General features: G+C 64.0%; 12 protein-coding genes. 9 read left to right on the top strand and 3 right to left on the bottom strand.

Annotated elements, in window-relative coordinates; genetic code table 11:
- Window positions 1-7 precede the first annotated feature (7 nt).
- Window positions 8-559, top strand: coding sequence for a tetratricopeptide repeat protein (locus ACNFCH_RS20290; RefSeq protein ID WP_070092197.1), 552 nt, complete (start codon window positions 8-10; stop codon window positions 557-559).
- 9 nt (window positions 560-568) lie between these two features.
- Here the strand turns inward: ACNFCH_RS20290 and ACNFCH_RS20285 are convergent, their stop codons facing one another.
- Window positions 569-895: a DUF1820 family protein gene (locus tag ACNFCH_RS20285; RefSeq protein ID WP_043211213.1), complete on the bottom strand. Its 327-nt coding sequence runs from the start codon at window positions 893-895 to the stop codon at window positions 569-571.
- 125 nt (window positions 896-1,020) lie between these two features.
- Here ACNFCH_RS20285 and miaB point away from each other — a divergent pair, with 125 nt between their 5' ends.
- The 5 genes from miaB to lnt all read left to right on the top strand — a co-directional run bounded on the left by miaB (window position 1,021) and on the right by lnt (window position 6,386).
- Window positions 1,021-2,349: a tRNA (N6-isopentenyl adenosine(37)-C2)-methylthiotransferase MiaB gene (gene miaB / locus ACNFCH_RS20280; protein WP_337159279.1), complete on the top strand. Its 1,329-nt coding sequence runs from the start codon at window positions 1,021-1,023 to the stop codon at window positions 2,347-2,349.
- A 185-nt stretch (window positions 2,350-2,534) separates the two neighbouring features.
- Complete coding sequence (locus ACNFCH_RS20275; RefSeq protein WP_043211210.1) at window positions 2,535-3,533, top strand: PhoH family protein; 999 nt, start codon at window positions 2,535-2,537, stop codon at window positions 3,531-3,533.
- The gene (gene ybeY / locus ACNFCH_RS20270; protein WP_416743487.1) at window positions 3,526-3,999 is read left to right on the top strand and encodes an rRNA maturation RNase YbeY; all 474 of its coding nucleotides are present in this window, start codon (window positions 3,526-3,528) and stop codon (window positions 3,997-3,999) included. The genes ACNFCH_RS20275 and ybeY overlap by 8 nt, the downstream gene beginning before the upstream one ends.
- A gap of 21 nt (window positions 4,000-4,020) precedes the next feature.
- Window positions 4,021-4,860, top strand: coding sequence for an HlyC/CorC family transporter (locus ACNFCH_RS20265; RefSeq protein ID WP_070092193.1), 840 nt, complete (start codon window positions 4,021-4,023; stop codon window positions 4,858-4,860).
- An 8-nt stretch (window positions 4,861-4,868) separates the two neighbouring features.
- The gene (lnt, locus tag ACNFCH_RS20260) at window positions 4,869-6,386 is read left to right on the top strand and encodes an apolipoprotein N-acyltransferase (RefSeq protein ID WP_337159280.1); all 1,518 of its coding nucleotides are present in this window, start codon (window positions 4,869-4,871) and stop codon (window positions 6,384-6,386) included.
- A 34-nt stretch (window positions 6,387-6,420) separates the two neighbouring features.
- Here lnt and ACNFCH_RS20255 read toward each other — a convergent pair whose 3' ends face one another.
- Window positions 6,421-7,182 (bottom strand): YdcF family protein, encoded by a 762-nt coding sequence (locus ACNFCH_RS20255; protein ID WP_337159281.1) that lies wholly within the window; start codon window positions 7,180-7,182, stop codon window positions 6,421-6,423.
- A 132-nt stretch (window positions 7,183-7,314) separates the two neighbouring features.
- Entirely contained in the window at window positions 7,315-7,626 is a 312-nt protein-coding gene (locus ACNFCH_RS20250) for a hypothetical protein (protein WP_043211202.1), read from the bottom strand.
- A gap of 231 nt (window positions 7,627-7,857) precedes the next feature.
- Between ACNFCH_RS20250 and leuS the strand changes: the two genes are divergently transcribed.
- The 3 genes from leuS to holA all read left to right on the top strand — a co-directional run bounded on the left by leuS (window position 7,858) and on the right by holA (window position 12,211).
- Window positions 7,858-10,464 (top strand): leucine--tRNA ligase, encoded by a 2,607-nt coding sequence (leuS, locus tag ACNFCH_RS20245; RefSeq protein ID WP_337159282.1) that lies wholly within the window; start codon window positions 7,858-7,860, stop codon window positions 10,462-10,464.
- Between the two features lie 61 nt (window positions 10,465-10,525).
- A complete protein-coding gene (lptE, locus tag ACNFCH_RS20240; protein WP_337159283.1) occupies window positions 10,526-11,131 on the top strand; it encodes an LPS assembly lipoprotein LptE in 606 nt (201 codons plus the stop codon).
- Between the two features lie 42 nt (window positions 11,132-11,173).
- A complete protein-coding gene (gene holA / locus ACNFCH_RS20235; RefSeq protein WP_337159284.1) occupies window positions 11,174-12,211 on the top strand; it encodes a DNA polymerase III subunit delta in 1,038 nt (345 codons plus the stop codon).
- Window positions 12,212-12,274 lie beyond the last annotated feature (63 nt).

The raw sequence follows: 12,274 nt of genomic DNA, 5'->3' as shown, positions 1-12,274 counted from the left end.
GATCCCCATGAACCGCACCGGCCGCGCCCTTACCCTGGGCTGCCTGCTGCTTCTTCAGCCCCTGCTGGCCTTGGCAGAGGGCGGCAACTCGTTGCTGATTCCAGCGACGGGACGCTGCACCCTCAATACACAGCCCGAGGACCTGCAGAACGCCCTGAAGGCTTGCGAACGGACGGCGGAGTCGGGCGATGCCCAGGCGCAATACGAGCTGGGTGAGTTCTACTACAACGGCAACCAGGCCCCCAAGGACCTGAAAAAAGCCGTCAACTGGTTCGAGAAAGCCTCATTGCAAGGCCAGGCCCAGGCGCAATACCGTCTTGGCTCGATGTTCTTCCATGGCGAAGGCGTTCCGGCCAACAACGTGCAGGCCTACATTCTGCTGAAGATGGCGGCGGTCAACGGCGACGAAGACGCCCTGGACCTGGCCGACGAAGTCACCGAGCAGATGCCCCGCGACGAACTCGAACACGCCACCCAGGTGCTCGGCCAGATCTTCCGCAAATACCTGCTGGAACTGCAAAACGCCGAGGGGCGCACGCCCTTCTCCCCCCTGCCCTGACGGGCCGATCTACTTTTCCGGCATCGGCATCGGGAACGGCATCACATTGCCGCCACCCTTGGCCTCGCTGATCTTCGCCGTGCCCAGCCGCTCCACTTCGTCGATGCGCACGATCGAGTGCATCGGCACAAAACTGCGCACCACACCTTCGAACTGCGCCTTGAGCTTCTCCTCGCTGGGGTCGACCACCACCTGGGTGCGCTCGCCGAAGACGAACTCCTCGATTTCAAGAAAGCCCCACAGATCACTCTGGTAGATCTGCTTGGCATACATCTCGAAGACCTGGCCCTGGTTGAGGAAGATCACTTTGTAGATGGCGGGTTCGCGTTTGCTCATGATCGAAGAAGACGACACCTTGGTAGGAAAATGGCCGGCATCATAGCAGACCGTCTGCCCTGTTAAGCACCCGGTGCCGCCTCTATAATGTGCGGCCTTTCAGCACCTGCAGCAGACGATTTGCCATGGCCAAGAAGCTCTACATTGAAACCCACGGTTGCCAGATGAACGAGTACGACAGCTCGCGCATGGTCGACCTGTTGGGCGAACACCAGGCCCTGGAAGTCACCGAGCATCCCGATGATGCCGATGTCATCTTGCTCAACACCTGCTCAATCCGCGAAAAAGCGCAGGACCAGGTGTACTCCAAGCTCGGCCGCTGGCGCGCCCTGAAGGACCGCAACCCGCAGATGGTCATCGCCGTCGGCGGCTGCGTGGCCAGCCAGGAAGGCGAAGCCCTGCGCAAGCGTGCGCCCTACGTCGACGTGGTCTTCGGTCCGCAGACCCTGCACCGCCTGCCGGAAATGATCGACGCCGCGCGCACTACCCGTGAGCCGCAAGTCGATGTGTCGTTCCCGGAAATCGAAAAGTTCGATCACCTGCCCGAGCCCCGCATCGACGGCCCGACCGCCTTCGTCTCGGTCATGGAAGGTTGTAGCAAATACTGCACCTTCTGCGTCGTGCCCTATACCCGCGGCACCGAGGTCAGCCGCCCGTTCGACGACGTGCTGGCCGAGGTCATCCACCTGGCCGAGAACGGCGTACGCGAAATCACCCTGCTGGGCCAGAACGTCAACGGTTATCGCGGCCAGACCCACGATGGCCGCCTGGCGGACCTGGCCGAACTGATCCGCGTGGTGGCGGCGGTCGACGGGATCGAGCGGATCCGCTACACCACCTCGCACCCACTGGAGTTTTCCGACAGCCTGATCCAGGCCCACGCCGAGGTGCCGCAACTGGTCAAGCACCTGCACCTGCCGGTCCAGGCCGGCTCCGACCGCGTGCTGGCGGCCATGAAGCGCAACCACACGATCCTCGAGTACAAGTCCAAGCTGCGCAAACTCAAGGCCGCGGTGCCGGACATCTGCATCAGCTCGGACTTCATCGTCGGTTTCCCCGGCGAGACCGAGAAGGACTTCGAGCAGACCATGAAACTGGTGGCCGAGGTCGGTTTCGACTTTTCGTTCTCGTTCGTCTACAGCGCCCGTCCTGGCACCCCGGCCGCGGAGCTTGCAGACGATACGCCCGACGACATCAAGAAGCAGCGCCTGCAATTGCTGCAGCACCGCATCGACCAGCAGGGCTTCGAGATCAGCCGACGCATGGTCGGCAGCGTCCAGCGCATCCTGGTCACCGACTTCTCCAAGCGCGACCCAGGCAAGCTGCAAGGCCGCACGGAGAATAATCGAATCGTCAACTTCCACTGCGACAATCCCTCGCTGATCGGCCAGCTGGTGGATGTGCGCATCGAAGAGGCCAAGCCGCACTCGCTGGTCGGCTCGCTGATTCAATGACGATCGGTAGTGGTCTATTCGCGGCCCCTCCCGCAGGGGACGCCGCAAACCAGGTAGGCGCGGGCTTACCCGCGATTGGGCCAACACAGATACCCACCCCTTGATCGTTTCAGTGCTTTCGCCACTGCCCTTCAAGGGTTATTCTTGAGTTCACCTCCATTGCCGTCGAGCGGCTAAAAACGACCTTGAACGCACCCATACAACCTCATCGCTTCATCCTCGAACCCTTCGAGGCCCACCGCTTCGCCAACTTGTGCGGCCAGTTCGACGAGCACCTGCGCCTGATCGAACAGCGCCTGGCCATCGAGATCCGCAACCGCGGCAATCAGTTCGAATTGATTGGCGAACCCAAGACCACTTCGGCCGCTGAGCAACTGCTGCGCCGCCTCTATCGCGAAGCCAAGGCTTCCGAGCTCTCGCCGGAAACCGTCCACCTGTACCTGCAGGAATCGACCGTCGAGAACCTCGACAATCCGGCGGTGAACGAGGTCAGCGTCTCGCTGCGCACGCGCAAGGGCAACATCCGCCCGCGCGGGGTCAACCAGCAGCGCTACGTCAAGGAAATCCTGGCCAACGACATCAATTTCGGCATTGGCCCGGCCGGTACCGGCAAGACCTACCTGGCCGTGGCCTGCGCCGTGGATGCCCTGGAACGTGAGCAGGTGCGGCGCATCCTGCTGGTGCGTCCGGCAGTGGAAGCCGGCGAAAAGCTCGGTTTCCTGCCAGGCGACCTGGCCCAGAAGATCGACCCGTACCTGCGCCCGCTGTACGACGCACTGTACGAGATGCTCGGCTTCGAGCACGTGGCCAAGCTGATCGAGCGCCAGGTGATCGAGATCGCCCCGCTGGCCTACATGCGCGGCCGCACCCTGAACAACAGCTTCATCATCCTCGACGAAAGCCAGAACACCACCCTGGAGCAGATGAAGATGTTCCTCACCCGCATCGGCTTCGGCTCGACGGCGGTGATCACCGGCGACATCACCCAGGTCGACCTGCCTCGCGGCACCAAGTCGGGCCTGGCCCACGTGATCGAGGTGCTCAAGGACGTGCCGGGCATCAGCTTCACCCACTTCCAGCCCAAGGATGTGGTCCGCCATCCCTTGGTGCAGCGGATCGTCGAGGCCTACGACCGCTTCGATGCGCGCCAGGCAAAGCCCGAGGTCCCTGGCAAAGATGCTTGAACTCGACCTGCAACGGGCCACGGACGCTGCCGCCCCCGATGACGCTGCCTTCCGCCGCTGGTGCGAACTGGCCCTGCGCCAGCGCACCGCGGACTCGGAAATGACCATTCGCCTGGTCGACGAGCCCGAAGGCCGTGAGCTGAACCACACCTACCGGCACAAGGACTATGCGACCAACGTGCTGTCCTTCCCCGCCGACGTTCCCGATGACCTGCTCGACATCCCGCTGCTGGGTGACCTGGTCATCTGCGTGCCGGTGGTCGAGCGTGAAGCCGCCGAGCAAGGCAAATCGCTCGAAGCCCACTGGGCGCACCTGGTCATCCATGGCTGCCTGCACCTGCTTGGCTACGATCATATCGAGGACGACGAAGCCGAGGAGATGGAAGCCTTGGAACGAACCTTGCTGGCTGAACTGGGTCATCCGGACCCTTACGCCGACGACGAAATCACACAACCTGACCACTGAAAAGGATCACGAGTAACCGCCATGAGCGAAGACCGATCGAGCAATGGGCAGAAGTCCTGGCTGGGTAAATTGACCCAGGCTTTTGCCCATGAGCCGAAAAACCGCCAGGAGCTCCTCGAGCTGCTGCGCGAAGCCCATCAGAACAAGCTGCTCGACAGCGAAGCGCTGACCATCGTCGAAGGTGCCATCCAGGTCGCTGACCTGCAGGTGCGTGACATCATGGTGCCGCGTTCGCAGATGATCAGCATCAAGGCCAGCCAGTCCCCACGTGAGTTCCTGCCAGCGGTGATCGACGCCGCGCACTCGCGCTACCCGGTGATCGGCGAAGGCCACGACGATGTGCTCGGGATCCTCCTGGCCAAGGACCTGCTGCCGCTGATCCTCAAGGAGAACGGCGATACCTTCAACATCAAGGACCTGCTGCGCCCGGCCACCTTCGTGCCGGAGTCCAAGCGTCTGAACGTGTTGCTGCGCGAGTTTCGCGCCAACCACAACCACATGGCCATCGTCATCGACGAATACGGCGGCGTGGCGGGCCTGGTGACCATCGAAGACGTGCTCGAGCAGATCGTCGGCGACATCGAGGACGAGCACGACGTCGAGGAAGACAGCTACATCAAGCCACTGCCCAGTGGCGACTTCCTGATCAAGGCCCTGACCCCGATCGAAAACTTCAACGAGTTCTTCGACTCCGAGTTCTCCGACGATGAGTTCGATACCGTGGGCGGCCTGGTGATGAGCGCCTTCGGTCACCTGCCCAAGCGCAACGAGACCACCGAGATCGGTGCCTACAAGTTCCGTATTCTCAACGCCGACAGCCGGCGGATACACTTGCTGCGCCTGACTCCGATCACCCGTTAAGGACAAACATGCGTTGGATCACCCGCCCCGGCTGGCCCGGTAACCTGCTGGCCTTGGCGGCCGGCGCATCGACCCTCCTGGCCCTGGCGCCGTTCGACATCTGGCCACTGGCGCTGCTGTCCATCGCCCTGCTCTACCTCGGCCTGCGCGAGCTCAGCCCGCGCCAGGCCATGTGGCGTGGCTGGTGGTTCGGTTTCGGCCTGTACGGGGCCGGCACCTGGTGGATCTACGTCAGCATGAACACCTACGGCGGTGCCTCGCCGGTGCTGGCGATCGCGCTGCTGGTAGCCTTCTTCGCCGCCCTTGCGTGGTTCTTCGCCCTGCCCACCTGGCTATGGGCGCGCTGGCTGCGCCGTAATGAGGCCCCTCTGGCCGATGCACTGTGCTTTGCCGCCCTGTGGTTGCTGCAGGAAGCCTTCCGGGGCTGGTTCCTGACCGGTTTCCCGTGGCTGTACGCCGGCTACAGCCAGCTCGATGGCCCGCTGGCCGGCCTGGCACCACTGGGCGGCGTGTGGCTGATCTCGTTTGTTCTGGCACTGAGCGCCGCGCTGTTGTGCAACCTGCACCGCCTGCGTGCGCGCCCTTCGTTCCTGGCCGTGGGCGCGGTCCTGCTGCTGGCCCCCTGGGTGATCGGCATGGGCCTCAAGGGTCATGCCTGGACGCAGCCCGCAGGTGATCCATTGAAGGTCGCAGCCCTGCAGGGCAACGTGGAACAGGAGCTCAAATGGGATCCGGCGCACATCGATGCGCAACTGGCGCTGTACCGTGACATGAGCTTCAGCTCCAAGCCTGTGGACTTGCTGGTCTGGCCGGAAACCGCCGTACCGGTGCTCAAGGACCAGGCCCAGGGCTACATCGACGTGATGGGGCGCTTTGCCGCCGATCGGCACTCGGCGTTGATCACCGGCGTGCCAGTGCGTGAAGTGGTGCATCACCAGCGCCGCTACTACAACGGCATCACCGTGACCGGCGAAGGCGACGGCACCTACCTCAAGCAGAAGCTGGTGCCCTTCGGCGAATACGTCCCGCTGCAGGACATGCTCCGTGGGCTGATCGAGTTCTTCAACCTGCCGATGTCGGACTTCGCACGCGGTCCGGCGGACCAACCTTTGCTGCAAGCCAAGGGCTATCAGGTTGCACCGTTCATCTGCTACGAGGTGGTCTACCCCGAGTTCGCAGCCGGCCTGGCCGCACGCAGCGACTTGCTGCTGACCATCAGCAACGACACCTGGTTCGGCACCTCCATTGGCCCCCTGCAACACCTGCAGATGGCCCAGATGCGTGCCCTCGAGGCCGGACGCTGGATGATTCGCGCCACCAACAATGGCGTCACTGCGTTGATTGACCCCTTCGGCAAGATCACTGCGCAAGTTCCGCAGTTCCAGCAGGCAGTCCTTTATGGGGAGGTGGTGCCGATGCAGCAACTGACGCCGTACCTGCAGTGGCGCTCCTGGCCGCTGGCAATCCTCTGCACGCTGCTGCTGGGCTGGGCGCTGCTGGCGAGCCGGATCGCCAAGACCGTGTGAACCTTCCGGGGCCGCGTTGCGGCCCCGCATGCGATCAGTAGAACAACCGATACCCCACCAATCCTACCGCCTCGTTGAGCAACTGCCCGCTGCGCCACACCGCCCGGCTATCGGGCAGCAAGCCGGCGAACGGTTGCCCATGGTCCTTGCCCAGGAACCCGACCGGCGCCGCCACCACCTCGAACCCCGCCTGCTCGAAGCTCCAGCGCGAGCGCTGCATGTGCCAGGCCTGGGTCACCAGCACCACCCGGCGCACGCCCTGGGGTTGCACCAGTCGCGCGCTGAGCTGGGCGTTCTCCCAGGTGGTGCGGCTGGCCTGCTCCATCCAGCGTACGTCTACACCGAAGTCCGCCTTCATGCGATCGGCCATCAACTGTGCCTCGCTCGGCGGCGCGCCGTAGTGCAGCCCACCCGTGGTCAACAGCGGAAGCCCGGACGCCTTGGCCAACTGCGCCGCGTACCGCATGCGCTCCAACGCTGTGCCGGTCGGCTGGTCCTCTCCTTCCCAGGCCGGATCGCCACGCTCACGCCCGGCGCCCAGCACCACGATCGCATCGGCGCGTCCCGCCAGCGTCGCCCATTGCGCCATTGGCAGCGGCGCCTCGGTCTCCAGTTGCCGGGCCGCCTGTTGCACCACCAGCGGCAGGCTCATCAGCCACAGGCCACCCAGGCCCAGGAAAAAGCACAATGCCGCCAAGCGCGGGCGCCGCGTGCGCAGCCACCAGGCCGCCAGCAAGAGCAGAAACAGCACGCCCGGGGGCAGCAACCATTGTTTGATGAAGTAGCGAAGCGGCATGCACGGTCCTCCTGGAAAGGTGTGCAGCCTAAGAGGATCGGCGCCGGGCAACAAGTGCGCGTCCGGCGCCGATCATGAGCAGTTTAAGTTGAGTACCGGCGCACGACGGTCTGCGCCTGGAATCCAGAACGGCTAGCGGGACAGCGTCCGGGATCTCGCCGTGGTGGCGGGGCGTTTCTTGTCCTTGAGCCAGACGATCTTCGCCGAAGTCGGCTCCGGTTGCTGGTAAGCACCGGCGCTGGCGAAACGACCTTCCGGGAGGGTTTCCAGGTAGGCCTTGATCACTTCGAACTCGGCGTGGCTCAGCCCACGCAGTTCCAGTTCAGCTGGCATCTCGTCGCGTAATCGTACTGAGGTCCTGGCCACTTCGAGTGCCAGGCCCAGGCGGTCGATCAAGCGTTCGTATAGCTCCGGTTTGATTGCGGGTAGCTGCGACTCTCCCATCCGTTCACCTCATTGAAGATAAGAATATCTCCCCCAAAGATGAGCTTAGCGTCACTATGAAAAGCAGCCCGGTGCCGCGACCAACGGCCCCAGCGCCGCATTCAAGGTTTCCCACGATGCGCGGCGCTCATGTATGCTACGGCGTTCACTCCAACGACACCGCAGTGCCGGACGCAGCGAGGTTCCGCTGCCTGGAAACAGGGTCCTTATCTCTCTCAGCACAAAGTAGCCATGCACGAACAATACACGCCCCGTGATATCGAAGCCGCCGCCCAGACCTTCTGGGACGAGCAACAATCGTTCGCTGTTACCGAACAGCCAGGCAAGGACACCTACTACTGCCTGTCGATGTTCCCGTATCCGAGCGGCAAGCTACACATGGGCCACGTGCGCAACTACACCATCGGTGACGTGATCGCCCGCTATCAGCGCATGCTGGGCAAGAACGTCCTGCAGCCGATGGGCTGGGACGCCTTCGGCATGCCGGCCGAAAACGCCGCGATGAAGAACAACGTCGCCCCGGCCAAGTGGACGTACGAAAACATCGACTACATGAAGACCCAGCTCAAGAGCCTGGGGCTTGCCATCGACTGGTCGCGAGAAGTCACCACCTGCAAGCCGGACTACTACCGCTGGGAGCAGTGGCTGTTCACCCGCCTGTTCGAAAAAGGCGTCATCTACCGCAAGAACGGCACCGTGAACTGGGACCCGGCCGACCAGACCGTCCTGGCCAACGAGCAGGTCATCGATGGCCGTGGCTGGCGTTCGGGCGCGCTGATCGAGAAGCGCGAAATCCCGATGTACTACTTCCGCATCACCGACTACGCCGACGAGCTGCTGGAAAGCCTCGACGAGTTGCCGGGCTGGCCTGAGCAGGTCAAGACCATGCAGCGCAACTGGATCGGCAAATCCCGCGGCATGGAAGTGCAGTTCCCGTACGACCAGGCGAGCATCGGCCATGAAGGCACCCTGAAGGTCTTCACCACCCGTCCGGACACCCTGATGGGCGCGACCTATGTCGCCGTCGCCGCCGAGCACCCGCTGGCCACCCAGGCCGCCCAGGGTAACCCGGCGCTGCAGGCGTTCATCGACGAATGCAAGAGCGGCAGCGTCGCCGAGGCCGACATGGCCACCCAGGAGAAGAAGGGCATGCCCACTTCCCTGTTCGTCGAACACCCGCTGACCGGCGAGAAGCTGCCGGTCTGGGTCGCCAACTACGTGCTGATGCACTACGGCGATGGCGCCGTGATGGCCGTTCCGGCCCACGATGAGCGCGACTTCGAGTTCGCCCACAAGTACAACCTGCCGCTCAAGGCCGTGGTACGCACCAGCGCCGGCGACGACGTCGGCAGCGAGTGGCTGGCCGCCTATGGCGAGCACGGCCAACTGATCAACTCCGGTGAGTTCGACGGCCTGGACTTCGCAGGCGCCTTCGACGCCATCGAAGCCGCGCTGATCCGCAAGGAACTGGGCAAATCGCGCACCCAGTTCCGCCTGCGCGACTGGGGCATCAGCCGCCAGCGCTACTGGGGCTGCCCGATCCCGATCATCCACTGCCCGTCCTGCGGCGACGTGCCAGTGCCAGAAGACCAACTGCCGGTCACCCTGCCCGAGAACGTGGTGCCGGACGGCGCTGGCTCGCCGCTGGCGCGCATGCCTGAATTCTACGAATGCAGCTGCCCGAAATGCGGCGCCGCGGCCAAGCGTGAAACCGACACCATGGACACCTTCGTCGAGTCGTCCTGGTACTTCGCGCGCTACGCCTCGCCGAACTACGAAGGTGGCATGGTCGACCCGAAAGCGGCCAACCACTGGTTGCCGGTCGATCAGTACATCGGCGGTATCGAACACGCCATCCTGCACCTGCTGTACGCGCGCTTCTTCCACAAGCTGATGCGCGACGAAGGCCTGGTCACTTCCAACGAGCCGTTCAAGAACCTGCTGACCCAGGGCATGGTGGTCGCCGAGACCTACTACCGCACCGCCAGCAACGGCGGCAAGGACTGGTTCAACCCGGCCGACGTCGAGGTCGAGCGTGACGCCAAGGCCAAGATCATCGGCGCCCGCCTGAAGACCGACGGCCAGCCGGTGGAAATCGGCGGCACCGAGAAGATGTCCAAGTCCAAGAACAACGGCGTGGACCCACAGGCCATGATCGATGCCTACGGCGCCGACACCTGCCGTCTGTTCATGATGTTCGCCTCGCCACCCGACATGAGCCTGGAGTGGTCCGACTCCGGCGTCGAGGGTGCCAGTCGCTTCCTGCGCCGCGTCTGGCGCCTGGCTCAGGCCCACGTGAGCCAGGGCCTACCGGGCAAGCTGGACGTCGCTGCACTGGACGATGCGCAGAAGGCCATCCGCCGCGCTATCCACGCTGCCATCAAGCAGGCCAGCACCGACGTGGGCCAGTTCCACAAGTTCAACACCGCCATCGCCCAGGTGATGACCGTGATGAACGTGCTGGAAAAAGCCCCGCAAGCCACCGAGCAGGACCGCGCCCTGCTGCAGGAAGGCCTGGAGGCCGTGACCCTGCTGCTGGCCCCGATCACGCCGCACATCAGCCATGAGCTGTGGAAGCACCTGGGTCACGCCCAGGCCGTGATCGATGCCACCTGGCCGAGCGTCGATGAAAGCGCCCTGGTGCAAGACAGCATCACCCTGGTGGTCCAGGTCAACGGCAAGCTGCGTGGCCAGGTCGAAATGCCTGCCAGCGCCAGCCGTGAAGAGATCGAAGCCGCCGCCCGCAGCAACGAGAACGTCCTGCGCTTCATCGATGGTCTGACCATCCGCAAGGTCATCGTGGTACCGGGCAAGCTGGTCAACATCGTCGCCAACTGATGGCAACGCCCGCCCGCGCAGATCGCGGGCGGGCGGAATCGGCCCACAAGGGAGCTACAACATGATCAAACGCAATCTGCTGGTAATAGGCCTGGCCGTCGTGCTCAGCGCCTGCGGTTTCCAGCTGCGCGGCACCGGCACCACCGAGCTGAGCATCAAGGAAATGGACCTGCGCGCGCGCAACGCCTATGGCGAGACCGTGACCGAGCTGCGCGAAACCCTTCAGCGCAACGGCGTCAATGTCCATGCCGGCGCCCCCTATCGCCTGGTGCTGACCGACGAGCAGCAAACCCAGCGCGCCGCCACCTACAGCGGCGGCAACCGGTCGGTCGAATACGAACTCACCACCGTACTCAACTACAGCATGCTGGGCCTGAACGACATCCCGCTGCTGAGCGACAAAGTCGAAGTGCGCAAGATCTACGTGCATGACGGCGACAACATCACCGGCTCCGACCAGGAAGCCACTCAGGCACGCGAGGAAATGCGCCGCGACCTGATCCAGGCCATGCTCGTTCGCCTGCAAATGCTGACCCCCGCCCACCTGGACGACCTGCAGCGCGAAGCGGAAGAACGCGCCAAGGCCGAAGCCCAGGCCCAGGAGGCAGCTCGCCGCCAGCAGGACGAGACGCCGCAGCAATCTCCAATGGAAGTACCGGCCAACTGACCGAGGCCGAACGGGGCACCCTCGGGTGCCCCCGCATCCACCATGAAGCTCTCCCCCGCCCAACTCAACAAACACCTGCAAGGTGCCCTGGCCCCGGTCTACGTGGTCAGCGGCGACGATCCGTTGCTGTGCCAGGAAGCCGCGGACGCCATCCGTACCGCGGCTCGCCAGCAGGGCTTCGACGAACGCCAGGTGTTCAGTGCCGACGCCAACTTCGACTGGGGCACCCTGCTCCAGGCCGGCGCCAGCCTCTCATTGTTCGCCCAGCGGCGCCTGCTAGAGCTGCGCCTGCCTTCAGGCAAGCCTGGCGACAAAGGTGCCGCCGCGCTGATGGAGTACTGCGCCAACCCCGCCGAGGACACCTTGCTGCTGGTCAGCCTGCCCAAGCTCGACGCCAGCGCGCAGAAGACCAAATGGGGCAAAGCGCTGATCGAAGGCCAGCACTGCCAGTTCATCCAGATCTGGCCGGTCGACGCCCAGCAACTGCCACAGTGGATCAACCAGCGGCTGTCCCAGGCCGGGCTGTCCGCCCAACGAGATGCGGTCGACCTGATCGCCGCGCGGGTCGAAGGCAACCTGCTGGCCGCTGCCCAGGAGATCGAAAAGCTCAAGTTGTTGGCCGAAGGCAACCAAATCACGGTAGAAACCGTGCAGGCGGCGGTCGCTGATAGCGCGCGCTTCGACGTGTTCGGGCTGGTCGATGCCATCCTCAACGGCGAAGCGGCCCACGCCCTGCGCATGCTGGAAGGTCTGCGCGGCGAAGGGGTCGAACCACCGGTGATCCTCTGGGCCCTGGCCCGTGAATTGCGCCTGCTGGCAGGGCTTGCCCAGCAGTTCAGCCAAGGCGTGCCGCTGGACAAGGCCTTTAGCCAGGCGCGACCGCCTGTGTGGGACAAACGTCGACCTCTGGTCAGCAAAGCTCTCCAACGTCTGTCCGCGCAGCGTTGGGCGCAGTTACTCCAGGACGCCCAACGCATCGATGCCCAGATCAAGGGCCAGGCCGAAGGCTCGCCCTGGACAGGCCTTACGCGGTTGTCTTTGCTGATGGCCGGGCAGCGTCTGGCGTTGCCTGCCGAGTAGGTTTGCCCGCGCAATCCCTGTAGGAACTGGCGAAGCCTGCGATGCGCTGCCCAACAGCCACAG

Origin of the sequence: Pseudomonas sp. NY15354 (assembly GCF_048068075.1) — a bacterium.
Classification (GTDB): domain Bacteria; phylum Pseudomonadota; class Gammaproteobacteria; order Pseudomonadales; family Pseudomonadaceae; genus Aquipseudomonas; species Aquipseudomonas guariconensis_C.
This window is presented reverse-complemented; position numbering and strand designations above follow the sequence as displayed.

Coding starts and splice junctions, on each gene's coding strand:
- ACNFCH_RS20290 (WP_070092197.1), top strand. CDS start 8: ATGAACCGCACCGGCCGCGCCCTTACCCTGGGCTGCCTGCTGCTTCTT.
- ACNFCH_RS20285 (WP_043211213.1), bottom strand. CDS start 895: ATGAGCAAACGCGAACCCGCCATCTACAAAGTGATCTTCCTCAACCAG.
- miaB (WP_337159279.1), top strand. CDS start 1,021: ATGGCCAAGAAGCTCTACATTGAAACCCACGGTTGCCAGATGAACGAG.
- ybeY (WP_416743487.1), top strand. CDS start 3,526: ATGCTTGAACTCGACCTGCAACGGGCCACGGACGCTGCCGCCCCCGAT.
- ACNFCH_RS20265 (WP_070092193.1), top strand. CDS start 4,021: ATGAGCGAAGACCGATCGAGCAATGGGCAGAAGTCCTGGCTGGGTAAA.
- lnt (WP_337159280.1), top strand. CDS start 4,869: ATGCGTTGGATCACCCGCCCCGGCTGGCCCGGTAACCTGCTGGCCTTG.
- ACNFCH_RS20255 (WP_337159281.1), bottom strand. CDS start 7,182: ATGCCGCTTCGCTACTTCATCAAACAATGGTTGCTGCCCCCGGGCGTG.
- ACNFCH_RS20250 (WP_043211202.1), bottom strand. CDS start 7,626: ATGGGAGAGTCGCAGCTACCCGCAATCAAACCGGAGCTATACGAACGC.
- leuS (WP_337159282.1), top strand. CDS start 7,858: ATGCACGAACAATACACGCCCCGTGATATCGAAGCCGCCGCCCAGACC.
- lptE (WP_337159283.1), top strand. CDS start 10,526: ATGATCAAACGCAATCTGCTGGTAATAGGCCTGGCCGTCGTGCTCAGC.
- holA (WP_337159284.1), top strand. CDS start 11,174: ATGAAGCTCTCCCCCGCCCAACTCAACAAACACCTGCAAGGTGCCCTG.